The organism is Sphingopyxis sp. EU05-FHT14B03, from assembly GCF_058790875.1.
Genome location: NZ_JBYTDC010000003.1, coordinates 169,218 through 192,417, shown reverse-complemented (window position 1 = coordinate 192,417; position 23,200 = coordinate 169,218). Strand labels below are relative to the sequence as shown.

At 66.8% G+C, this 23,200-nt stretch carries 23 protein-coding genes; 13 read left to right on the top strand and 10 right to left on the bottom strand.

Annotation, left to right across the window (positions count from 1 at the left end; translation table 11 throughout):
• The 4 genes from AC3WS4_RS17445 to AC3WS4_RS17430 all read left to right on the top strand — a co-directional run bounded on the left by AC3WS4_RS17445 (position 1) and on the right by AC3WS4_RS17430 (position 3,546).
• Positions 1–852, top strand: coding sequence for an alpha/beta hydrolase (locus AC3WS4_RS17445; protein WP_492736942.1), 852 nt, complete (start codon positions 1–3; stop codon positions 850–852).
• Between the two features lie 116 nt (positions 853–968).
• Entirely contained in the window at positions 969–1,901 is a 933-nt protein-coding gene (locus tag AC3WS4_RS17440) for an alpha/beta fold hydrolase (RefSeq protein WP_492736940.1), read from the top strand.
• A 193-nt stretch (positions 1,902–2,094) separates the two neighbouring features.
• Positions 2,095–3,096, top strand: a complete 1,002-nt coding sequence (locus AC3WS4_RS17435) for an NAD(P)H-dependent glycerol-3-phosphate dehydrogenase (protein ID WP_492736938.1) — start codon at positions 2,095–2,097, stop codon at positions 3,094–3,096.
• A gap of 114 nt (positions 3,097–3,210) precedes the next feature.
• A complete protein-coding gene (locus AC3WS4_RS17430; protein WP_492736936.1) occupies positions 3,211–3,546 on the top strand; it encodes a hypothetical protein in 336 nt (111 codons plus the stop codon).
• Positions 3,547–3,851: 305 nt separating this feature from the next.
• On the opposite strand, the gene AC3WS4_RS17425 is transcribed toward AC3WS4_RS17430, so the two are convergent.
• The 7 genes from AC3WS4_RS17425 to AC3WS4_RS17395 all read right to left on the bottom strand — a co-directional run bounded on the left by AC3WS4_RS17425 (position 3,852) and on the right by AC3WS4_RS17395 (position 12,260).
• A complete protein-coding gene (locus AC3WS4_RS17425) occupies positions 3,852–5,003 on the bottom strand; it encodes an acyl-CoA dehydrogenase family protein (protein ID WP_492738057.1) in 1,152 nt (383 codons plus the stop codon).
• Positions 5,003–6,214, bottom strand: coding sequence for an acetyl-CoA C-acetyltransferase (locus tag AC3WS4_RS17420; protein ID WP_492736934.1), 1,212 nt, complete (start codon positions 6,212–6,214; stop codon positions 5,003–5,005). Before AC3WS4_RS17420 ends, AC3WS4_RS17425 begins: the two co-directional genes overlap by 1 nt.
• Before the next feature lie 159 nt (positions 6,215–6,373).
• A complete protein-coding gene (locus AC3WS4_RS17415) occupies positions 6,374–7,570 on the bottom strand; it encodes a CoA transferase (protein ID WP_492736932.1) in 1,197 nt (398 codons plus the stop codon).
• Positions 7,571–7,671: 101 nt separating this feature from the next.
• Entirely contained in the window at positions 7,672–8,877 is a 1,206-nt protein-coding gene (locus AC3WS4_RS17410) for an acetyl-CoA acetyltransferase (RefSeq protein ID WP_187140633.1), read from the bottom strand.
• 196 nt (positions 8,878–9,073) lie between these two features.
• A complete protein-coding gene (locus AC3WS4_RS17405) occupies positions 9,074–10,513 on the bottom strand; it encodes a 3-oxoacyl-[acyl-carrier-protein] synthase III C-terminal domain-containing protein (RefSeq protein WP_492736930.1) in 1,440 nt (479 codons plus the stop codon).
• The gene (locus AC3WS4_RS17400) at positions 10,510–11,346 is read right to left on the bottom strand and encodes a MaoC family dehydratase (RefSeq protein ID WP_492736928.1); all 837 of its coding nucleotides are present in this window, start codon (positions 11,344–11,346) and stop codon (positions 10,510–10,512) included. The genes AC3WS4_RS17405 and AC3WS4_RS17400 overlap by 4 nt, the downstream gene beginning before the upstream one ends.
• Positions 11,346–12,260 carry an SDR family NAD(P)-dependent oxidoreductase gene (locus tag AC3WS4_RS17395; RefSeq protein WP_410468107.1) on the bottom strand — a complete coding sequence of 305 codons (915 nt, stop codon included), beginning with the start codon at positions 12,258–12,260 and terminating at the stop codon, positions 11,346–11,348. The genes AC3WS4_RS17400 and AC3WS4_RS17395 overlap by 1 nt, the downstream gene beginning before the upstream one ends.
• Before the next feature lie 118 nt (positions 12,261–12,378).
• Between AC3WS4_RS17395 and AC3WS4_RS17390 the strand changes: the two genes are divergently transcribed.
• Positions 12,379–13,089: an IclR family transcriptional regulator gene (locus tag AC3WS4_RS17390; protein WP_492742906.1), complete on the top strand. Its 711-nt coding sequence runs from the start codon at positions 12,379–12,381 to the stop codon at positions 13,087–13,089.
• On the opposite strand, the gene AC3WS4_RS17385 is transcribed toward AC3WS4_RS17390, so the two are convergent.
• Positions 13,086–13,715 carry a TlpA family protein disulfide reductase gene (locus AC3WS4_RS17385; protein ID WP_492736925.1) on the bottom strand — a complete coding sequence of 210 codons (630 nt, stop codon included), beginning with the start codon at positions 13,713–13,715 and terminating at the stop codon, positions 13,086–13,088. The two genes, AC3WS4_RS17390 and AC3WS4_RS17385, sit on opposite strands and share 4 nt — an antisense overlap.
• Between AC3WS4_RS17385 and argH the strand changes: the two genes are divergently transcribed.
• Genes argH through AC3WS4_RS17365 form a run of 4 tightly spaced genes read left to right on the top strand, consistent with a single transcriptional unit; the run spans position 13,714 to position 17,437 of the window.
• Positions 13,714–15,084: an argininosuccinate lyase gene (argH, locus tag AC3WS4_RS17380; protein ID WP_492738055.1), complete on the top strand. Its 1,371-nt coding sequence runs from the start codon at positions 13,714–13,716 to the stop codon at positions 15,082–15,084. The genes AC3WS4_RS17385 and argH overlap by 2 nt on opposite strands.
• Positions 15,085–15,087: 3 nt before the next feature.
• Positions 15,088–15,348, top strand: coding sequence for a hypothetical protein (locus tag AC3WS4_RS17375; RefSeq protein WP_187140638.1), 261 nt, complete (start codon positions 15,088–15,090; stop codon positions 15,346–15,348).
• 18 nt (positions 15,349–15,366) lie between these two features.
• Positions 15,367–16,626, top strand: coding sequence for a diaminopimelate decarboxylase (gene lysA, locus AC3WS4_RS17370; protein ID WP_492736923.1), 1,260 nt, complete (start codon positions 15,367–15,369; stop codon positions 16,624–16,626).
• Positions 16,627–16,630: 4 nt separating this feature from the next.
• Entirely contained in the window at positions 16,631–17,437 is an 807-nt protein-coding gene (locus tag AC3WS4_RS17365) for a precorrin-2 dehydrogenase/sirohydrochlorin ferrochelatase family protein (RefSeq protein WP_492736921.1), read from the top strand.
• A 180-nt stretch (positions 17,438–17,617) separates the two neighbouring features.
• On the opposite strand, the gene AC3WS4_RS17360 is transcribed toward AC3WS4_RS17365, so the two are convergent.
• On the bottom strand, positions 17,618–18,568 hold the full coding sequence (locus tag AC3WS4_RS17360) for a beta-propeller fold lactonase family protein (RefSeq protein ID WP_492736919.1): 951 nt from the start codon (positions 18,566–18,568) through the stop codon (positions 17,618–17,620).
• 176 nt (positions 18,569–18,744) lie between these two features.
• Here AC3WS4_RS17360 and AC3WS4_RS17355 point away from each other — a divergent pair, with 176 nt between their 5' ends.
• From AC3WS4_RS17355 to lepA, 4 genes are read left to right on the top strand one after another with little or no spacing between them, the layout of a single operon-like run.
• Positions 18,745–18,891: a hypothetical protein gene (locus tag AC3WS4_RS17355; protein ID WP_156377623.1), complete on the top strand. Its 147-nt coding sequence runs from the start codon at positions 18,745–18,747 to the stop codon at positions 18,889–18,891.
• A gap of 52 nt (positions 18,892–18,943) precedes the next feature.
• The gene (locus tag AC3WS4_RS17350) at positions 18,944–19,924 is read left to right on the top strand and encodes a hypothetical protein (protein ID WP_492736917.1); all 981 of its coding nucleotides are present in this window, start codon (positions 18,944–18,946) and stop codon (positions 19,922–19,924) included.
• Positions 19,912–20,796 (top strand): transposase, encoded by an 885-nt coding sequence (locus AC3WS4_RS17345; RefSeq protein WP_492736915.1) that lies wholly within the window; start codon positions 19,912–19,914, stop codon positions 20,794–20,796. Before AC3WS4_RS17350 ends, AC3WS4_RS17345 begins: the two co-directional genes overlap by 13 nt.
• Positions 20,797–20,840: 44 nt before the next feature.
• Positions 20,841–22,661, top strand: coding sequence for a translation elongation factor 4 (gene lepA, locus AC3WS4_RS17340; protein WP_187140644.1), 1,821 nt, complete (start codon positions 20,841–20,843; stop codon positions 22,659–22,661).
• Positions 22,662–22,679: 18 nt separating this feature from the next.
• On the opposite strand, the gene AC3WS4_RS17335 is transcribed toward lepA, so the two are convergent.
• Complete coding sequence (locus AC3WS4_RS17335) at positions 22,680–23,174, bottom strand: hypothetical protein (protein ID WP_187669010.1); 495 nt, start codon at positions 23,172–23,174, stop codon at positions 22,680–22,682.
• Positions 23,175–23,200 lie beyond the last annotated feature (26 nt).

Below are 23,200 nucleotides of genomic sequence, written 5' to 3'. Positions count from 1 at the left end.
ATGGCCTCGGGCGCGCTCGTTCTGCCTCAAGGGTCGGCGGGCGCGGGGGCCGCGCTCTACGTTACCCACTGGCTGCCCGCCGGATTGCCCAAGGCGGTCGTGCTGCTCGCGCATGGCTACGCCGAACATGCCGGGCGCTATGAGCATGTCGCGAAGCGACTCACCGATGCGGGATATGCCGTCTACGCGGTCGACCATTGGGGCCATGGTCGGTCCGACGGGACGCCGGGCTTCGTGCCGCGCTTTACCGCGTTCACCGATGGCATGGCCGAACTGCTGACCCTCGTCGAGGTCAACCACGGCGATACGCCGCGGCTGCTGCTCGGGCACAGCATGGGCGGGCTGATCTCGACGCTGTTCCTGATCGAGCGGCAGTCGGCGTTCGTCGCCGCCGCTTTGTCGGGACCCGCGATCGTCCCCGGCGCGCCGCCGTCGCGCTTCACCGTCTGGATCAGCCGGTTCCTGTCGCGCTTTTTTCCACGGCTCGGGGTGCTGGCTTTGGATGCCAATGGCGTCAGCCGCGATCCCGCGGTGGTCGCGGCCTATCTCGCCGACCCGCTGGTCTATACCGGCAAGATCGGCGCGCGGCTCGGCAAGGAGTTCATGGACGCGATGGCTGCGGCGCAGGCCGGCGCGCCGAAAATCACGCTGCCGATCCTGCTCCAGCATGGCGAGAAGGACAGCCTGGCGTCGGTCGCGGGGTCGCAATATCTGTTCGACCATGTCGGATCGGCGGACAAGATTCTCAAAATCTATCCCGGCCTGTTCCACGAAATCTACAACGAGCCGGAACAGGGTGCGGTGCTGGACGATCTGGTGGGCTGGTTCGACGCGCATGTTCCGCCGCGTTGAGCTCACCGCAAATCGCGTTTGTGTCGAGCGTAGTCGAGACACGCGAAGGCACGCGCTCCCTATAAGTGTCTCGACTACGCTCGACACGAACGGATTGAGAGGACAGTCTTAAAGTCATGCGTATCCTCCTCATCCTGATCTTCGCGCCGCTGATCGCGCTGGCGTTGCTCTATTTCCTCTTCCCCGGTCGCCTTGTCGCCTTCGCTCGCTGGGCGCTGCGCAAGCGCGGCGGCACGGTACAGAAGAGCGTCGCGGTCGACGGCCGCGACTGGCCCTACCTCGAGGGCGGCGACCCCGCCAAACCCTTGCTGCTGCTCGTCCACGGCTTTGCGGGCGACAAGGACAACTGGTCGATGATCGCGCCTTACCTGACGCGCGACTACCATATCGTCGCGCCCGATCTGCCGGGCTTTGGTCAGAACGAGCGTAACCCGCAGCTCGCCTATGACATCGCGGCGCAGACCGCGCGGCTCAAGCAATTCGCCGATGCGCTCGGCCTCGACCGTCCGCATGTCGCAGGCAACAGCATGGGCGGCTGGATCGCGCTACGCTATGCGATCGATTATCCGGACGCGCTCGCGACACTGACCCTGCTTGATAACGCCGGGGTCAACGGCGCGAACGAAAGCGACCTGCAGAAACAGGCGGCGAACGAGGATTACAACCCGCTCATCATCGCCAATCTGGAAGATGCCGACCGGCTGGTCGCGATGGTGGTTCACAAACCGCCCTATCTACCGCCGCGGCTCAAGCCCGTCTTTTATGCGGACGCGCTCAAATATCGCGACCAGCTCGACGCCATCTTCTGGGTCATCGCGACCGAGGGCCGCGACCATCCGCTCAACGACCGGCTCGGTGAGGTCAAGGTGCCGACGCAGATCATCTGGGGCCGCCATGACCGGCTGCTCGATGTCAGCTGCGTGCCGGTGCTCGAAGCCGGGATCGCGGGGAGCGAGAGTCATATCTTCGAGCATGTCGGCCACGTCCCGATGATCGAGGACCCCAAGGCGACTGCCGCGGTGATGAAGGGCTTTCTGGGCCGGCACTAAATCCTCCCTGTCGCGTAGCGATGGGGAGGGGGACCGCCGCCGCAGGCGGTGGTGGAGGGGCCGCGACGTCGCGCCATAGCCCCTCCGTCAGCGCTTCGCGCTGCCACCTCCCCATGGCTGCGCCACAGGGAGGATCGTAAACTTGCCAAGCACTGATTGAGCCGCCACTCTCCCGAAAAACAGGGAGAGGTTCATGCGGTTGAAGGTGGGGCTGCTCGGCGGGGGGAGCTGGGGCACGACGGTGGCGTCGGTGGTGTCGCGCAATGCGCCGATCACTTTATGGGCGCGCGATGCCGAGACGGTCGAGAGCATCAACAGCGCGCGCGAGAACCGCAAATATCTCCCCGGCATCACCCTGCCGTCGGCGCTCCGCGCGACGAACGACATGGCCGAGGTCGTCGCGGGTGCCGACGTCCTCATCATGGGCGTCCCCTCGCACAGCTTCCGCGGCGTGCTCGAAGAAGCCAGAGCGCATCTCCGCCCCTGGGTTCCGGTGATCAGCCTGACCAAGGGCCTCGAACTGTCGTCGGGCAAGCGCATGAGCCAGCTGATCGAGGAAATCCTCCCCGGCCATCCCGTCGGCGTGCTCACCGGCCCGAACCTCGCGCGCGAGATCATGAGCGGGCAGGCGGCGGCGAGCGTGCTGTCGATGGAGGACGAGATCGTCGTCCGCGCGCTGCAGCCGGTGTTCCACTCGGGGCTGTTCCGCGTCTACACCAACACCGATCTGCTCGGCTGCGAACTCGGCGGGGTGCTCAAGAATATCATCGCGATCGCGGTCGGCATGGGCGACGGGCTGGGGGCAGGCGACAACACCCGCTCGGCGTTGATGACGCGCGGGCTCGCCGAAATCACCCGGTTGGGCGTCGCGATGGGCGGGCGGGCGGAGACCTTCGCGGGACTCACCGGCATGGGCGACCTGATCGCGACCTGCACCAGTCCCTTGAGCCGCAACCGCCATGTCGGGGTCGAACTCGGTAAGGGGCGCAAGATCGACGACATCATCGCGGGCATGAACATGGTCGCCGAAGGGGTGAAGAGTGCGCCGACGGTGATCGCGCTCGCCGAAAAACACGGGCTCGCGATGCCGATCGCGCAGGATGTCTATGACGTGACGCAGGGCAAACGCGACGCGCAGGAGGTGTTTCGCGGGCTGCTGCGCTCGTCGGTCGGCGACGAAGCGCATCCCGGTTGAGGCGATTCCACCGCGAGCCGTTCCGAATCCCCGTCAAGCTGCGAAGAAAATCGCGGTCTGGCTCGTTCCTGTTCCGACCCCCGGCAACGGGGCGTGTCAATCAGGAGATGGACGATGAAAAAGTGGACCACCCTCGCCATTCTTGTGGCTCTCCCGGCCACCACCCTCGCCGCCGTGCCCTATAGCGCAAAGCCGCCGGGGTTCGAGACGCCGCACATCCGCACCGCGCCGATCGCGGGCGTCGTCAATCAATATTGGTATAATTACAAAGCCGACATCCTCGAGGCCGAAAAGGAGCTGGTCAGCGACCTGCGCCATTCGACCGACCGCGAGGACCGCTGGGACGCGTGGGACGAATGGGAAACTGAAGTCGTCGATGCCGACAAGGATTATGTCAAGGAAATGCGCAAGAAGGGCTATCGCAGCGGCCGCGTGACGGTCGGCGGATAAACTTTCGCAAGACTTCCCCGAGGGTTCGCTCTTGGGTCGCAAGGGAAGGGCGGGTGTCACATGGGGCGCCCGCCCTTTCTCTTGTGCGCGGGTATTATGCTTTCGGGCGTTAGCGGACGTTCCGATCCTCCCCACGCGCAGCGATGGGGAGGTGGCAGCCCGCAGGGCTGACGGAGGGGTTGGCGACGTCAATGGTAAGTGCTGCGCCGCGACCCCTCCACCACCGCTTCGCGGCGGTCCCCCTCCCCATGGCTTCGCCACAGGGAGGATCTTCAGGGCAGCTCCCTGCCCCAAGGCGGCCGCCCTCAATAACTCCGCGGCATGCCCAGCACATGTTCCGCCACGTACGACAGGATCATGTTCGTGCTGATCGGCGCGACCTGATACAGCCGCGTTTCGCGGAACTTGCGTTCGATGTCATATTCGGCCGCGAAGCCGAAACCGCCATGCGTCTGGATGCACGCCTCGCCCGCCGCCCAGCTTGCCTCGGCGGCCAGCATTTTCGCCATATTCGCTTCCGCCCCCGCATTGTCGCCCGCTTCATATTTGGCGATGCCGTCATGGACGAGCAGTTCGGCGGCGCGCATCTGGGCATAGGCGCGCGCGATCGGGAATTGCACGCCCTGGTTCTGGCCGATCGGGCGGCCGAAGAGGACGCGCTCCTTCGCGTATGAACTCGCCTTGTCGATGAACCACTTGGCATCGCCGATGCATTCGGCGGCGATCAGCAGCCTTTCGGCGTTCATGCCCGACAGGATGTAGCGGAACCCCTTGCCCTCTTCGCCGATCAGGTTCGCGGCGGGGATGCGCATATTGTCGAAGAAGATTTCGGTCGTCGCATGGTTCATCATCGTGTCGATCGGACGGATCGACAGCGTGCCCGCGGCGAGCGCTTCCTTCATATCGACGAGAAAGACCGACAGGCCCTCGGTGCGGCTTGCCGCCTCTTCGCGCGGGGTGGTGCGCGCGAGCAGGATCATCAGGTCGCTATGCTCGGCGCGGCTGGTCCACAGCTTCTGGCCGTTGACGATATAGTCGTCGCCGTCCTTCTTCGCGACGGTCTTGAGGCTCAGCGTGTCGGTGCCGCTCGTCGGTTCGGTGACCCCGAACGCCTGCAGCCGCAATTCGCCCGTCGCGACGCGCGGAAGGTAACGCGCCTTCTGCTCCTCCGACCCGTGGCGCAGCACGGTGCCCATCACATACATTTGCGCGTGCACCGCACCGCCGTTGCATCCCTGGCGCTGGATCTCCTCAAGGATCGCGGCGGCGGCCGACAGCGGCAAGCCCGCGCCGCCATATTCCTCGGGGATCAAGGCGGCGAGATAGCCCGCCTCGCCCAAGGCCGCGACGAATTCCGACGGATATTCGCGGACCTTGTCTTTCGCCTGCCAATAGGGGCCGGGAAACTGCGCGCAGAGCTTGGCGACCTCTTCGCGGATGTCCGAATAATCCTGCATCATGCTGCCTCGAAAATCGCGGCGATGCCTTGGCCGCCGCCGATGCACATCGTCTCCAGACCGTAGCGTCCGCCGCGCCGATGCAGTTCGCGGGTCAGGTTGGCGAGAATGCGCCCGCCGGTCGCGCCTATAGGATGGCCGAGCGAGATGCCCGATCCGTTGACGTTGAGCATCGCCATCCGGCTGTCGTCGTCGCTCCAGCCCCAACCCTTGAGGCACGCCAGCACCTGCGGCGCAAAGGCTTCGTTAAGCTCGACCAGGTCGATGTCCCCCCAGCCGAGACCATTGCGCGCGAACAGCCGTTCGACCGCGGGAACCGGGCCGATGCCCATGCGGCTGGGGTCGCAGCCCGCTGCCGCCGAGCTGTGATAGAAGGCGATGGGTTCGAGGCCGAGTTCGTCGAGCTTGTCCTCGGCGACTACCAGACACGCGGCCGCGGCGTCATTCTGCTGGCTCGCATTGCCCGCGGTGACGACGCCGCCTTCGAGCGGGCGGAGCTTGCCCAGACTTTCGAGCGTCGCATCGGCGCGATAGCCTTCGTCATGGTCGAAGACGACCGGATCGCCCTTATTCTGCGGCACCGAGACGGGCACGAGTTCGTCGTCGAACAGGCCCTTTTTCCATGCCGCCGCCGCGTTCTGGTGGCTGCGCACCGCATAGGCGTCGCATGCCTCGCGGCTGATGCCATAATCCTTGGCGAGGTTCTCGGCGGTCTCGATCATGCCGCTGATGACGCCGAAGCGCTCGACCGGCTGCGACATCACCCGGCCGCGCGTCAGCCGGTCGTGGAGCGTCAGATTGCCCGCGCGCACGCCCTTGCGGATATTGGTGCTGTAATGCTCGACGTTCGACATGCTTTCGACACCGCCCGCGACGACGACGTCGGACATGCCGGTCTGGACCATCATCGCGGCGTTGACGATCGCTTGCAGCCCCGACCCGCAGCGGCGGTCGAGCTGATATCCGGGCACCTCGATGGGCAAGCCCGCGGCCAGCCACGACCAATGGCCGATGCACGGCGCCTCGCCATTGCCATAGCCTTGCGAAAAGACGACATCGTCGACTCGTGCCGGGTCGATCTTCGTCTTCTCCATCAGCGCTTTCAGGATCACGGCGCCGAGGTCGCCCGCGGTCAGGCTCGACAGCGCGCCGCCGAATTTGCCGACGGGGGTACGGATGGGGGCGACGATGGCGGCGCGGCGAAGGGTCATGTCAGTCTCCGAATTGGACGGCGGTCAAAGTCTGTCGGGCGGTAATTTCATCGTCACCCCGGACTTGATCCGGGGGCCCGCTGCCCGATGGACAATCATCCTCACCAAAAAGCGGGACCCCGGGTCAAGCCCGGGGTGACGAAAGAGTGGGGATGCATGCTAAATCACACCTACGATACCGGCGTCGATCAGCCGCGCGATCTCGCCCGACGGCAGCGACAGGCGCTCTGCGAGGATTTCTTCGCTATGCTGGCCGTTGCGCGGGGCCGCAGCGGGCGGTACGCGTTCGGCCTGCGGAATAGTCGCAAAGGCGCCCGCGGCGGGATAGGCAAAGCCGCTGGGGTTGGCCGCCGCACCGAAGATTGGGTTGTCCGCGACGAGCGCCGGATCGTTCGCGGCGTCGAGCATCGTGCGATAGGGCGAATGGACGATCCCGCCCGCATCGAAGGCGGCGGCGAGGTCGGCATGGTCGCGCGCGGCGATCGCGCCCTCGAACAAGGGATAGAGCGCGTCGCGGTGATCGAAGCGGAGCCCGTCATCCTTCGCGAAGGACACGCCGCGTTCCGCTTCGATCGCGGCGACCGCTTCGCCGAGGTTCAAGGCGGCAATCAGGTTGGCCCATTGGCGCGGCGTGACGACCACGATCATCGTGCGTTCCCCGTCGCGCGTCACGAAGTCGCGCCCGAACAGGCCATAGACGGCATTGCCGAGCCGCGGGCGGTTCGCGCCGCCATACATCACCTCGGCGATGCCGCCCAGATTGGCGACGGTGCCGATCGCGATGTCGGACAGCGGCAGCCGCACCTCGCCGCCTTCGCCGGTCGCGGCGCGGCGCTGGATCGCCGCCATCAGCGCGAAGGCGGCATAGGCGCCGGTGAGCAGATCCCAGGCGGGCAGGACATGATTGACCGGTTCGGGGCCATTGCCCGTGAGCATCGGATAGCCGACCGCATTGTTGACCGTATAGTCGAGCGCCGGCGAGCCGTCGGCCCAGCCCATCACGCGCACGGTGATCAGGTCGGGGCGCCCCTCGGCGAGTAGCTCGTGCGACAGGAAGCCACCGACAGGGAAGTTGGTGACGAACTGGCCGGTCGCGCGCACCAGCGCCTGCAGCAATTCGCGGCCCTCGGGCCGGCCGAGATCAAGCGCGACCGATTTCTTCGCGCGGTTGAGATTTTCCCAATAGAGGGAATCGTTGTTCGCCGTCACCGGCCAGCGCCGGAAATCGGGGCCGCCGCCGATCTGGTCGACGCGGATCACTTCCGCCCCCATCTGTGCGAGATAAAGGCCCGCCGTCGGCGAGGCGACGAAAGACGACGCCTCTATGACCGAGAGATTGGGAAGGAGGTTATACATGCATCACCGCTCCCCGGCGAAAGCCGGGGCCCAGAGCGTCATGGAGCCACGGCCGCCCGGTGTCGCATGGGTCCCGGCTTTCGCCGGGGAGCGGCATTAGCTCAGGCATCGGCTCGCCCGATGATCGCGATCGACGACACATTCTGGTTCGGCATGCCGCCCAGATTATGGCTGAGCGCAAACACCGGACTATCCTGCCGCTGCCGTTCGCCCGCGCGCCCCAAAATCTGCAGGTAATTTTCGTAAATCATCCGCAGCCCCGAGGCGCCGATCGGGTGGCCGAAACATTTGAGCCCGCCGTCGATCTGGCACGGGATCGCGCCGTCGCTATCGTAGAAGCCGTCGAGCACGTCGCGCCAGCCCTGGCCTTCCTTCGAGATGTGCAGATCCTCCATCGTCACCAGTTCGGTGACCGAGAAACAGTCATGAACCTCGATCAGGCTGAGCTGCGACCGCGGATCGGTGATCCCCGCCTCGTCATAGGCCTTGGTCGCGGCGACGCGCGTGGTGTGGAAATAGCTGCCGTTCCAGCCCTGCGCCTGCATCTCCCACCCGTTCGAGGTCGCGAGCTGCAGCGCCTTCACCGTCACGATGTCGGTCTTGCCGAGTGCGCGGGCGATTTCGGGGGTGGTGACGATCGCGCAGGCGGCGCCGTCGCTGACCCCGCAGCAGTCGAACAGGCCGAGCGGTTCGGCGATCATCGGCGCGTTCAGCACCTGCTCCATCGTCACCGCTTTCTGCAGATGCGCCTTGGGGTTCTTTGCGCCATTGGCATGGCTCTTGACCGAGACATGCGCCATCGCGCGCTTAAGGTCGTCCTTGCCGACGCCATGGACACCGCGATAGGCGCTGGCGAGCTGGGCGAAATTGCCCGGCGCCGAGCCGGTGATGCCGACCATGTCGTGCGTCGTGCCGCGGGTGCGGACGGGCAGCCCGCCATAGCCGGTGTCCTTGAGCTTTTCGGCGCCCATCGCAAGCGCGATATCGCACGCGCCCGAGGCGACGGCATAGACCGCGCCGCGAAAGCTTTCGGTGCCGCTGGCGCAATAATTTTCGACCTTGGTGACGCCGATGTCGGGCAGGCGCAGCGCGACCGCGAGCGGGATGCCGCTCGGCCCGATATTCTGCGCGTCGAACGCGGCGCCGAGCCAGGCGGCGTCGATCTGGCTCGCCTCGATCCCGGCGTCGGCCATCGCCTCTTCATAGGCTTCGAGCATGAGCTGGTCTTCGTCCTTGTCCCAGCGTTCGCCGAACTTGGCGCAGCCCATGCCCAAAATGGCGACCTTGTCGCGGATACCCTTGGCCATAAATAAACCTCCAACTAACCCCCTCTCCCCTTGAGGGAGAGGGTTGCGAAGACTTGCGAGCTTGCTCGCTAGTCGTAGCTGGGTGAGGGGTTGCGGTCCAAAGGACCGCGCGAGCTTCGCTCACAACCCCTCATCCAAGTCCGCCTCATCGCTTCGCGATAAGGCTCCCTATCCTTCTCCCTCAAGGGGAGAAGGATCAAAACGCCGGCGCGGCCTTCCAGAAATAGCGGCGGAACCCGCGGTTCTCGTCAAACGCCTTGATGCGGAACATCATCCGCAAATCGGCGCCGACGTCGAGTGCGCCGCCCGCAAAATCGGTGAACTCGGTCATCATGCGCCCGCCGCCGACAAAGTCGATATTGCCATAATAGCTCGGCGGGTCGGGCGAGTAGGTGAGCGCGTCGGCGGTCCAGGTCATCACCTTGGCGGGCACTTCGGCCAGCGGATAATCCTCCTGCGTGCCGACCGCATGGTCGTTGGCGTTGACGCTGACCTCGCTCTTCGGGAATTGCACCGTCCCGGTCTTGGTACAGCGCCCGCCGACAAGCCCAAGCACCGCCTTGCGGTTGCGCCACAAGGCGGTCAGCGCGGTCTTGCTGTCATGCTCGGCGCGCGCACCGCGGTCGAGCTGAAGCAGTCCGCGATGGAACAGATATTTGGCGTAGTTCGTCGACTCGTTGCGCCGCGCGAGCCAGCCCGAGACACCGAGCCGCGGTTTGATCGAACCGATCTTGTCGGTGACCTCGAACAGCAGCAGGTCGCAGCCCTGCCCGAAACTCGCGAGCAGGATGCGCTCGCCGGCCTTGGCGGTTTCGAGCGCCGCGCTTAGCATCACCAGCGCATGCGCGGCGCCGGCATGGCCGAGCGTCGCGGTGAGGGCGTCGGCGACCGCGCTATCTGCAACCCCGGCCTTTTTCGCGAGCATTTCGGGCACGCCCTTGACCGCGACGGGCACCAGGAAATGGTCGATCGCGTCGCCCTTCACGCCCGCCTTGGTCAGCAAAGCGGCGATCGCCGGGGTCATGATCCTGGCGAATCCCTCGTCGCGGACCCAGCGCGCTTCCCAGTCATAGTCGTGCGCTTCGCCCGCCTCGCGGAAATGATCGACGAAATCGACCGTGACGCTGTGGCTGGCGACCAGCTTGGCGAGCGGTTCCCCGGTGCCGACGAGCACCGCCGCCGCCGCGTCGCCGCTGGTCATCTCGCGCTCCGATGCGGGTTTGGGGGTGGTGATTTCGGCGGCGGTCACCAGCGTCGTTTCGCTGCCGCCGAGCGCGGCGAGCAGCGCGGATGTCGCCGCGCGCTGCGATCCCGCGACGTCCAGCGCGCCGACCGCATCGGGCAGGTTCAGCGCTTCCTTGACGATCCCCGCATTCTGGCGGTCGGCGAAGGGCAGGGTGGTCGAGGCGATGACAACGCGCTCGACCTTGGTCCGATCGATGCCGTCCAGCGCATCGCGTGCGGCTTCGAGCGCCATGGTGACGCTGTCCTCGTCCCAGTTGGCGACGGCCTTTTCACCCTTGGCGAGCCCGCGCAGGCCGCCGGCGAACCAGCCGTTCGTCGCGTGGATCGCGCTGCGCTGCAGCCGGGTGATCGGCACATAGGCGCCGAACGACAGGATTCCGAACTCGCTCATGCCGTCTCCGCATAGCCGTTGGTGAAGATGATCTTGTCGCGCTCGACGACGCGGGCGCGGAAGGCGAGCTTGCCACCTTCCTCGTCCCAGATCGAGGTCTCGATCGTTTCGCCGGGGTAGACCGGCGACGAAAAGCGGCCGTCGAGGCGCTTGAGGCGCGCGGGTTCGTTGCCGCAGCGCGCCGCGAGCAGCGCGCGGCCAATTACGCCATAGGTGGCAAGGCCATGCAGGATCGGTCCGTCGAACCCCGCACCCGTCGCGACGTCGCTATCGATGTGCAGCGGATTGAGGTCGCCCGACAGCCGATAGATTTGCGCTTGGTTCGCCGCGGTTGTCAGCGTCACGACGCTGTCGGGCGCACGGTCGGGCACCGGGTGCGGCACCGGCGCGCCCTCGCTCGATCCGCCGAAGCCGCCGTCGCCGCGCAGGAAGGTCACCGCGCGCGACGTCGCGAGATGCGTGCCCGCACCGTCGTGGATCTCGCGCGCCACCAGCGCCAGCGCGCCCTTGTTGGCGCCCTTGTCGAACAGCGCCTCGATCCGCGTCGATCCGGTGATTTCGCCCTCGACCGGCAGCGGCGCGTGCAGGATCGTCGACTGTTCGCCGTGCAGCACCTTTTGCCAGTTCGCCCCGAGCGCCGGATCGCGCCAGATGAAGCCCGGATAGCCGAGCGTCACCGCCATCGTCGGCAGCGCCTTCAGCCGTTCCTCGAACAGGAAGTCGAGTTCACTCGCCCCGACGCCGAGCGCGTAGAGGATCGTGTCGCGCTTGGTCAGCGTCTGCCGCGTGACGATCGGCGGCATCGACAGCAGCTTGTCGGGGTCGATCGCCATCAGATCGGGTCGTAGCCGAACACATCCCCCGAGCGTTCGGCCGGATCGGCGAAGCTGCCGCGGAACGCCGGCAGCATTTCGTCGGCGATCGCCTGCGGCGTCCAGCCCTCATTCTTCTGCATCGAGCGGATCGGGCGCGGCTTCGAAAAGAGGAAGATCTCGTTCTTGCGCACGCCGAAGACCTGGTTCGACACCTCCTGCGACGCGTCGCTGGCGAGGAAGGCGACGAGCGGCGCGATCTTGTCGGCGGTCATCGTCTTCATCCGCTCGATGCGCAGTGCCTCGGCCTCGTTGGTCGCGGGGATCGTCGCGATCAGCCGGCTCCACGCGAAGGGCGCGATGCAGTTCGAGCGCACCCCGGCGCGCGCCATGTCGAGCGCGATCGATTGTGACAGCCCGACGATGCCCAGCTTCGCCGCCGAATAATTGGCCTGGCCGAAATTGCCGATCAGCCCGCTGGTCGAGGTGAAGTGGATGAAACTGCCCGACTGCTGGTCGCGAAAATAGGGCGTCGCCGCCTTCGACACGTTGAAACAGCCGTTGAGATGGACGTCGATGACGGCATTCCAGTCCTCATGGCTCATCTTGTGCCAGATGCGGTCGCGCAGGATGCCGGCATTGTTGACCACCGCGTCGATGCGCCCGAACGCCTGCACCGCATCCTCGATGATGCTCGCGGCGCCCTTGGGGTCCGAGACGCTGGCGCCGTTCGCCAGCGCCTTGCCGCCCGCGGCCTTGATGTCGTTGACGGTTTCCTGCGCGGGGCTCAGGTCGGCGCCTTCGCCCTCGGCGCTGCCGCCGAGGTCGTTGACGACGACCGATGCGCCTTCCTTCGCGCAGAGCAGCGCGATTTCGCGCCCGACGCCGCGTCCCGCGCCCGTCACCGCGACCACCTTGCCGTCCAGCATACCCATGCGACTCTCCCTTGATTGGCTGAGGATCGGCTAGTTGAGCTTTCCAGAATATTCAATATAAAGAATAGTGATTTCATATTTGTGAAAAGAGGCGCGTGTGGCAGGTGAAGTTCGGTCGGTGTCTCAGGCGTTCGCGGTGCTGCGGCTGCTCGCCGACAGCGATCCGCTCACGCTGTCGGACATCGGTCGCTCGCTCGGACTCGGCGCCTCCTCCTGTTTCAACCTGCTCGGAACATTGGTCGCCGAAGGTGCTGTGGTGCGCGACCAGCCGGGCAAGCGTTATCGCCTGTCCGACGGCTGGGCGCGTGCGGGACTGCTCCGCGACGGCGACGCGCGGCGGATGATCGACCGGCTGCGCCCGCTGATGGCGCGCTTCGCGCAGGCGCATGAAGTGACCACCGGCCTGTGGCAGGTCGCCTCACGCGATCGGCTGCAACTCGTCGCGCATGCCGAGAGCAGGGCGGTGCTGCGCATCCACCTCGCGCAGGGTCAGCGCCAGCCGCTCGGCGGCGGTGCGGTCGGCCGCGCGATTGCGGCGGCGCAGGCGCCGGGCGAGGAAGAGGTCGCGCGACGCTTCGCTGCGGTGCGCTGGGAAAAGGCGATCGCCTGCGCCGACTATGCCGAACAGGTGCGGATCGCCGGGCGCGCCGGCTTCGCGGTCGACGACGGCTATACCCATATCGGCATCTGCACGCTCGCGGCGGTCATCCCGCAGCGCGACGCCGAATATTGCCTGTCGGCGAGCTGCTTCGCGGGGGTCCGAAAATCGGCCGACCTGACCGCTCTGGGCAGGGCGCTGGTCGATCTGGCGGACTCGGCGGTCGCCTAGACCCCGGCCTCGGCAAGCAGCGCCTTCGCCTCGGTACCCTGCCAGTCGATGGCGCCGATGATGCGCCAGACCTCGCGCCCCTCGGCATCGTAAAGGATCGTCGTCGGCAGCGCGCTGTTATAGGCGAGGAGCAGGCCGTTTTCGGGGTCGAGATAGGGTTGGAGCGTCGTCAGCCCCGCGGTCTGGAACCACGGATCGACCACCTTGGCACCCTGCAGATCCTGCGCGACCGCGATCACCCTCAGCGTGTCGGCCTGCGCGGCGGCGAGCTTGTCGAGCGTCGGCATTTCGGCGACACACGGCGCGCACCAGGTCGCCCACAGATTGACGAGCAACGGCTTGCCGCGGAACGCCGCGAGCGTCGTCGGCGCATCGTCGGGGCCGACGAAGGTCGCGGCGGGGGCGGCCTTGCCCTTGTTCTCGCGCATCACCTGGTGGACGAAGCGTTCGACGCCCGCACCCTTCGCTTGCGCGCCCGAAACATTTGCTTGGCCCGCTCCCGCTTGCTCCCCCGCAGCCTTTTCCCTATCGCAGCCCGCGATCGATCCGGCCAGCAACAGGGCGAGGATTGCAGGGACAAGGCTTGGGACGCGGCGGATGGCGGAATCTCCGAACAGCAACAGCATGTGGGGCGGCCGCTTCGGTGCCGGTCCAGCGGCGATCATGCAAGAGATAAACGCGTCGATCCCCGTCGATAAGCGCCTGTGGGAAGAAGATATCGCGGCCAGCCGCGCGCATGCGGCGATGATCGGCGCGGCCGGGATCATCGCGGCCGACGATGCGGCGAAGATCGACGCCGGCCTCGCGCAGATCGCGGAGGAGTTCGCGGCGAACGGCGTGCCGGTCGACCTCGCGCTCGAAGATATTCACATGACTGTCGAATCGCGGCTGAAGGAGATCGTCGGCGAGGCCGCCGGGCGGCTCCATACCGCGCGTTCGCGCAACGATCAGGTCGCGACCGACTTCCGTCTTTGGACGCGCACCGCCTGCGCGCGCATCGACGACGGGTTGAAGGCGATCCAGACCGCGCTCCTCGCACGCGCCGACGAACATGCCGCCAGCATCATGCCGGGCTTCACCCACCTGCAGGTCGCGCAGCCGGTGACGCTTGGCCATCATCTGCTCGCCTATGTCGAGATGTTCGGTCGCGACCGGTCGCGCTTCGCCGATGCGGCGAAGCGGCTCAACGAATCGCCGCTTGGCGCCGCCGCGCTTGCGGGCACCAGCTTCCCGCTCGATCGCGCTGCGACCGCCGCTGCGCTCGGTTTCGACCGCCCGATGGCGAACAGCATCGACGCGGTGTCCGACCGCGACTTCGCACTGGAGTTTTGCGCCTCGGCCTCGATCGCCGCGATTCATCTGTCGCGGCTCGCCGAGGAAATCGTCATCTGGGCGAGCCAGCCCTTCGGCTTCATCAGCCTGCCCGACGCCTGGTCGACCGGCAGCTCGATCATGCCGCAAAAGCGCAACCCCGATGCCGCCGAACTGGTGCGCGGGCGGGCCGGCTTGCTGCTCGGGGCGTTCCAGCGCCTCGCCGTGATCGTGAAGGGCCTGCCGCTCACCTATTCGAAGGATCTGCAGGACGACAAGGAAACCGTCTTCGGCGCGTTCGACGCGCTCGCGCTGTCGCTCGCGGCGATGACCGGCATGGTCGAGACCCTGACCTTCCGCACCGACCGCATGCGCGCGCTCGCGGCGTCGGGCTTCTCGACCGCGACCGACCTCGCCGACTGGCTGGTGCGCGAGGCGGGGGTGCCGTTCCGCGAGGCGCATCATATCGTCGGCGCCTGCGTGAAACGATCCGAGGAACTCGGCGTTGAGCTGTCGGCGCTGCCCGCCGAAGACGCCGCCGCCATCCATGCCGCGGTGACGCCCGCGGCGCTGGCGGCGCTGACCGTCGAGGCATCGGTCGCCAGCCGCACCAGCTATGGCGGCACGGCACCCGAACGGGTAAGGCAGGCCATCGCAGCGGCACGCGCCGCGCTGGAGGATTAGGATATGGCAACGGCGAAAGCCCTCGCACTGCTCGCGGCCGGTGCCGTTTGCGTCGCGGCGCTCGGCGCCTGCGGCAAGCAGGCGGACCTGAAGCCCGTCGCTGGCCAGGCCCCGCCGCCGCTGCCCGTCGGTGCCAAGAAACAACCAACCACGGAGGAACTCACGACGCCTGACGCGCAGGCCCGGCCCGCGCGCAGCGACGAACTTCTCAAACGGTCGGAACAGCGCGAACCCGACGATTTTGATTTGCCCCCTCCGGGCTGAGTTTCAGGACTTTCTCCAATGAACCATTTTGACCTTCGTGACGGCGTGATGCACGCCGAAGATATTCCGCTGCCGCGCATTGCCGAGGAAATCGGCACCCCCGTCTATGTCTATTCGCGCGCCACGCTCGAACGCCATGCGCAGGCGTTTCGTGACGGGCTGAAGGATGTGCCCAGGAAGCACCTCGCCTTCGCGATCAAGTGCAATCCCAACCTCGGTGTGCTGCGCGTGCTCGCGCGGCAGGGCTATGGCGCCGACGTCGTGTCGGGCGGCGAACTCGAACGCGCGCTCGCGGCGGGCATGGCGGCTGAGGACATCGTCTTTTCGGGCGTCGGCAAGACGCGCGCCGAGCTGGCGCAGGGACTCGATCGCGGCATCGGCCAGTTCAACATCGAACATGAGCCCGAGGGCGTCGCGCTCGCCGAAATCGCGCTCGCCAAGGAAATGACCGCGCCGGCGGTGCTGCGCGTCAATCCGGATGTCGATGCGGGCACCCATGCCAAGATTTCGACCGGCAAGGCCGAGAACAAGTTCGGCGTCGGCATCGACGTCGCCCCCGAAATCTTCGCGCGGCTGTCGGCGCTGCCGGGGCTCAACATGCGCGGGATCGCCGTCCATATCGGTAGCCAGCTCACCAGCCTCGACCCGCTCGAAGCCGCCTTCGAACGCGTCGGCGAGCTCGTCGCCGAATTGCGCGCCGCCGGCCACAGCATCACCCATGTCGATCTCGGCGGCGGTCTTGGCGTGCCCTACAAGGCCGACGACAACCCGCCGAGCCCCGCCGAATATGGCGCGATGGTCGCGCGCGTGACCCGCGACTGGGACGTCACCCTGATGTTCGAACCTGGCCGGGTAATCGCGGGCAACACCGGGGTGCTGCTGACCGAGGTGCTGTGGGTCAAGCCCGGCGCGACCAACCCGTTCGTGATCGTCGATGCCGCGATGAACGACCTCGCGCGCCCCGCGCTCTATGACGCCTACCATGACTTCGTCGCGGTGAAGCCCTCGGGCGAAAGGATGACCGCGTCGATCGTCGGGCCGGTGTGCGAGACCGGCGACACCTTCGCGCGCGACCGCGAGACCGACAAGGTCGAGCCGGGCGACCTCGCGGTGTTCCGCACCGCGGGTGCCTATGGCGCGACGATGGCGTCGACCTACAACAGCCGCAGCCTCGTGCCCGAGGTACTCGTCGACGGCGACCGCTACGCCGTCGTCGCCGACCGTATCGCGGCGGGTACGATCATGGCCGCCGAACGCGTGCCCGACTGGATCGACTGAGGCCGTGGAGCAGCTTCCCATCTTCCTCAACCTGCGCGGCCGCACGGTCGTGCTGGTCGGGGAAGGGGAGGCTGCCGATGCCAAGGCCCGGCTGATCGTCCGCGCGGGCGGGCGGATCGTGCCGGCATGGGAAGCGGACGCGACGATCGCCTTCGTCGCGCTCGCCGACGATGCCGAAGCATGCGTCGCCGCCGAAACGCTCCGCGCGCGCGGCCTGCTCGTCAATGTCGTCGACCGCCCCGATCTGTGCGATTTCACCACCCCCGCGATCGTCGATCGCGCGCCGGTGACGATCGCGATCGGGACGGGCGGTGCGTCGGCGGGGCTCGCGAAGGCGGTACGCCAGCGAATCGAGGCCCTGTTGCCCGCGCGCCTGGGCGCGCTGGCGTCGGCGCTGTACGCCGCGCGCGATGCGATGAAGGCGCGCTGGCCGGCCGCCGCCGACCGCCGCCGGGCGATCGACGCGGCGCTGGCGCAGGGCGGTGTGCTCGATCCGCTCGCGGCCGATGCGGTGGACGGGGTCGAAACCTGGCTCGCCAGCGACGTCGCGTCCACGCCAAGCCGCCTCGAAACCATCCACCTGACCGGCTCCGACCCCGACGACCTCACGCTGCGCGCGGCGCGGCTGCTGGGCGAGGCGGATCATATCTTCCATCCGGCGGACGCACCCGTCGCAATCCTCGCCCGCGCCCGGGCCGATGCGGTGCGGCATATTGCCGATACGCCGCCCACCGAGCCGCCATCGGGGCTGTCGCTTTGGATTGAAAGCCAGGCAACCGGGACGGTTACGAGCGACCCGCAGGCGACGTGAGATCCGCCCTGCGGCGAAGCCGTGGGGAGTGGGACCACCGAAGGTGGTGGAGGGGCCGCGGCCTCGCACCGCGGCCTGACGGCGTCGACCCCTCCGTCAGCGCTTCGCGCTGCCACCTTCCCATCGCTGCGCGACAGGGAGGATCGGCAAGGTCCTCGCCAAATCCGAAACAGCCCTTCGCTATGGCGCGATCGCCAGCCCGTCGCCATTTTTGCCCGCCGCGATCCGGCGCAGCACTTCGCCGCTCGCGACGTCGATTTCCGCGATCATGTCGTGCCCTGTCTCGGCCGCGTAAAGCCGCTTCGAATCGGCGCTGAACAACAGGGTCACCTGTCCCTTTTCCTGCTCGCCAGACACCTTGATCGTCCTGACCGGCGCGCGCGTTTCGGCGTCGAACAGGCTGATCGTTCCCGCGCCGATATTGCTCGTCGCGATCAGCCTGCCGTCGGGGCTGGCGAGCACGCGGATCGCGACCGGATCCACGGGTAATTCGACGATCTTCTCGCCCGTCGCGACATCCCACACCGACACGCGCGGCGCTTCGAGGTCGCCGACCCACAATTCGCGCCCGCCCTTCGCCAGCGCCAGCCCCTCGGGTTTGCCGCCGACAGCCAGGTCGCGCAACTTTTTCGCGTCCTTCAAATCGAGTATGCTCACCGTGCCCGACGCGATATTGGCAGTGTAAGCGGTGCGATTGTCGGGCGCGACGACGATCATGTGCGTGCCCTGTTGCCCTGTGGCAATCGAGGTCACCGCGCCGCCGGGCGCGACCACCGCGACCGACTGGCTCGCCTCCGCCGTCGCGACCAGCCGTCCGTCGGACAGCCACACCAGCCCGTGTGGTCGCTGGTTCGGGCTGAGGTCGATCGTCCGCAACTTCTTGCGCCCCGCGACATCGAACACGTCGATCGTCGTCGCGCCATAGGCGACCACCGCGGCCTGCTTGCCGTCGGGAGAGATGGCGATCTCGTGCGGCATCTTGCCGGTCGGCAGGCGCGCCACTTCGGCGCCGGTGTCGAGCGCGACGAGGCTCAGCGTATCCTCGCCCTTGTTGCCGATCAGCAAGGTTTCGGCCGCAACCGGCGCTGCGGCGAGCAGCAGGGTGGAAAGGACGGTGATGGCGTGGCGCATGGAGCGTCTCCCGGTGGCTGTCGCCGCCATCCTAGGCGCCGCGCGGGCGGCGGCAACCGCGCTTCGACGAACGGCCTTGCTCCCACATTAAGATAAGTTAACTGGCGTCGGCCCCGCCTGCTTCGCACCATCCGTCGGCGGCCGATCCGCGCCGCCATTGACTGGGGAGCGAAGCTATGAACCTGCCATCCATCGACATCGACGCCATACCGTTGCTCGACACCGCGGTCGGGCTGTTCGGCTCGCTCGCGGCGCCGACCGCGTCTTCGGGGCCATCGGTCTTCGAGGTGTCGGTCACCGTCGTGCTGATCATCTACGACTGACCGGGCCGCGGGCGCGCGCTTCAATGCCGCGCCCGCATTCGGTGACCGCGCGATGCCCGTCCCGTCCCGTCACGATCATTATCCGCGCGCCGATGCCCTGCGCACCGCTGCGATCCGTGCCACCGCGAGCGATCTCGCCGCGGGATGGCGGGCGGCCGATACGGCGCCCGCCGGCCTGCTCACGGCGTTCGCCGCCGCGCGCGATGCCGAACCCGACCAGGCCATCGCGCGCCTCCGCCCATGGCTCGCCGACCCGCGCTGGCTTGGGGCACGGTTGGCCGAGGCGCTTGCCCTGCTCGCCGTCGATCCGTTTGCCCGGCCGCCGCTGCGCATCGTCGGCGGGGGCGGCGGACCGGGCGGTCTGATCCTTGCCGAATGCGGTGCGATCCGTCTGTCGCTGCAATTGCTGCCATTCGAGGCGGCTGCGGCGCCGACGACCGTGCTCTTCGTGCCCGGCCGCGCCGCGATCCGCGTGCTGGCTGCGGGCGGCGCGCGGCTGACGCTCCACCATGTCGCGCTCTCGGCCGCCGAGGAGGGCGGCGCCTTCACCGCCGCCGGCGCGTCGCCCTGTCGCAGCGACCCGCCGCGCGCGCTCGTCGCCGGCGACATGCTCGACCTCGACACCGCGCGCACCAGCTTCACCATCGCGGGCGCGACGGCCGACGTCCTCCTCCTCGAACTCGCGGTGCAGCCGCCATCGCCGCTGCCGATGCGCACCTACGAACTGGTCAGCCGCCGCCTAACCCACCTCTCCGCCTCCCGCCGCGACAGCAGCTTCCGCGCCATGACGCTCGCCCTGCTCCGTGAAATGGACCGCCGCGACGCCGCTCCACTGTTCGTCGAAGCCACGCTCGCCGAAGATTTCGCCGCCCGCTGGAGCGCGATGCGCGATTTCGTCGCGCTCGACCCGGCGACCGCGCGTTTGCGGCTCGCTGATATGGCGACCAGCGACCCGCACCCCGAAGTGCGCCGCGCCGCCGTGGCGACACTGGCGCTCTTCATGCCAAAGGTTTCCGACCCATGCCCCGCCTGATCGACCCACCCGCCGGCGGAGTACTCGACCTTGAAGACGTCACCGCCCGGCTCGACGAAACGGGCGTCGACCTCAGCGACGAAGCGAGTCTCGCCCATGCCGCCCACCTCCTCGCTGGGCTCGCGCGCAACCGCGACTTCCTCGCCGACCGCGTCATCGCCGAACTCAAGGCGAGCTTCGCCGGCCAGCTCGAACTCAGCCGCTATTCGGCGCAAGTATTCCTGCTCCACCGTAGCCCGCGCGGCCATTTCCTCCGCGCCAATCTCTGGCCCGCCGCGAGTGATGCCGCCTACATCGCCAGCGGCGCGGCGGCCTTCGCCTATGGCCTGCCGCACGACCATAATTTCAGCTTCCTCACCACCGGCTATTGGGGACCCGGCTACATCAGCGACTATTATGACTATGACCCCGAAGCGGTCGACGGCCGCATCGGCGAGCCGCTGAACCTCCGCTTCGTCGAACGCAGCAGCTTAAGCGAAGGCAGGATGATGCTCTACCGCGCCCATCGCGATATCCACAGCCAGCTCCCACCGACAATCCTCTCGGTCAGCCTCAACATCATGGAGGAAGGCGCGCATATCCCTTGGCGCGACCAATATATCGTCGACCTGGAAAGCGGGACGATTGCGCGCCGCCCGACGCTGACCCAGGCCGAGATGCTGCTGCGCTGCGCCGTGCACCTGACCGACAATGGCAAGGATATCGCCGAGCAGTTCGCGAAGGTGCACCCGGTGCCGCGCGTCCGCGCCAACGCCATCGCGGCGCTGGCGGCGGTTGAAGAAGGCGACGCCCGCGCGGCGGTGCTCGAACGCGGATTGTACGATCGCGACGCACGGGTGCGCGACGATTGCACGCGCTGGTTGGGGTTGTAGCTTCGGCTGCTGACAGCGCGGCTTTCCGCTGCTAACGGCGCGGCATGACAACTTCTCTTTCGCATATCCGTAATTTCTCGATCATCGCGCACATCGACCATGGCAAGTCGACGCTCGCCGACCGGTTGATCCAGTTCACCGGCGGGCTGACCGCGCGCGAGATGTCGGCGCAAGTCCTTGATAACATGGACATCGAGAAAGAGCGCGGGATCACGATCAAGGCGCAGACGGTGCGCCTGTCGTACAAGGCGCACGACGGCGAGACCTATGAGCTCAACCTGATGGACACGCCCGGCCATGTCGACTTCGCCTATGAAGTGTCGCGCAGCCTGGCGGCGTGCGAGGGCGCGCTGCTGGTGGTCGACGCGGCGCAGGGGGTCGAGGCGCAGACGCTGGCGAACGTGTATCAGTCGATCGAGCATGACCATGAAATCGTCCCCGTTATCAACAAGATCGACCTGCCCGCGGCCGACGTCGACAAGGTGAAGGCCGAGATCGAGGATATCATCGGCCTGCCCGCCGACGACGCGGTGCTGGCCAGCGCGAAGGCCGGCATCGGCATCGAGGAAGCGCTGGAGGCGATCGTCACGCGCATCCCGCCGCCGAAGGGCGATGCCAATGCGCCGCTCGTCGCGATGCTCGTCGACAGCTGGTACGACCCCTATCTCGGCGTCGTCATCCTGATCCGCGTGATCGATGGCGTGCTGAAAAAAGGCCAGCAGATCAAGTTCATGCAGGCGGGCACCACCCATCTGATCGACCGCGTCGGCTGTTTCACGCCCAAGATCGAGCAGCTGACCGAACTCGGCCCCGGCGAGATCGGCTTCATCACCGCGCAGATCAAGGACGTCGCGCAGGCGCGCGTCGGCGACACCGTGACCGACGCCAAGAAACCCGCGGCGCAGGCGCTGCCGGGGTTCAAGGAAGTCCAGCCCGTCGTGTTCTGCGGCATGTTCCCGACCGACGCCAACGACTTCGAGAAGCTCCGCGAGAGCATCCAGAAGCTGCGGCTCAACGACGCGAGCTTCAGTTTCGAGATGGAGAGCAGCGCGGCCTTGGGCTTCGGCTTTCGCTGCGGTTTCCTCGGCCTGTTGCACCTCGAGATCATCCAGGAGCGGCTGACCCGCGAGTACGACCTCGACCTGATCACCACCGCGCCGTCGGTGGTGTACAAATTGAAGCTCGGCCATACCAAGAATGAGGCGGCGAAGGAGATCGAGCTCCACAACCCCGCCGACATGCCCGACCCGAACCGCATCGACGAGATCGAGGAACCGTGGATCGAGGCGGTGATTTACGTGCCCGACGACTATCTCGGCCCGATCCTGAAGCTGTGCCAGGACCGCCGCGGGGTGCAGAAGAATTTGACCTATGTCGGCGGCCGCGCGCAAATCACCTATGAACTGCCGCTCAACGAGGTGGTGTTCGATTTCTATGACCGGCTGAAGAGCATCAGCCGCGGTTACGCCAGCTTCGACTATCACCAGATCGGCCACCGCCCCGGCGACCTCGTCAAGATGAGCATCCTCGTCAACAACGAGCCGGTCGACGCGCTGAGCATGATCGTCCACCGCGGCACCGCCGAAACGCGCGGCCGCGGCATGTGCGAGCGGCTGAAGGACCTGATCCCGCGCCACATGTTCAAGATCCCGATCCAGGCCGCGATCGGCGGCAAGGTGATCGCCCGCGAAACCATCGCCGCGCTGCGCAAGGACGTGACCGCCAAATGCTATGGCGGCGACGCGACCCGCAAGAAAAAGCTGCTGGAAAAGCAGAAAGAGGGTAAAAAGCGGATGCGGGAATATGGGAATGTGAACATCCCACAGGAGGCGTTTATCGCGGCGCTGCGGATGGGGGAGGAGTAGTCAGGTCGCAGCAGGCGCTTAGTTCGGTGGAACGGGTGTTTGCATAGCGGACTCGGCTGTCTCTTTCGTGCGGGTCGCGATCCCGGCGCGCCAAGCATCGGCGCGGCATTTCATCAAGTTGTTGGTAAGGAAAGTCGGCAGGCCGCCCAAAGCGATCTCGTGAAATTTCTTTCTTGGTCCGGACCATATATACACGGCCACCGGCAGAGTGCAGGGGGGCACGTCGTCCTTCGCCAGCTCGACCGTGAGAACTCCTTTGTGAACCAGCTTGACTGGGGTACCATCCGGAACTCCCTTGAAATCCGCGATGCTGTGGATCCCGTCCTTCTTACCCGGTCGGTTGAGCGCAATGCCATGAATTTCCAATGTGTCGGGACCGTAATTCTGTACCGCGATGACAAAGGGCCCGGTCTCGACGCTTCTGCCTTTTGCTTCGCTAGCTTGATACCAGGCGGCGCGCAGCGGCGGGACGCTGGTACAACCTGCGAGCGCAAGCGCTGTGGCCGAGGTCATCAGGGCGGTATATCTGCGATACCGGA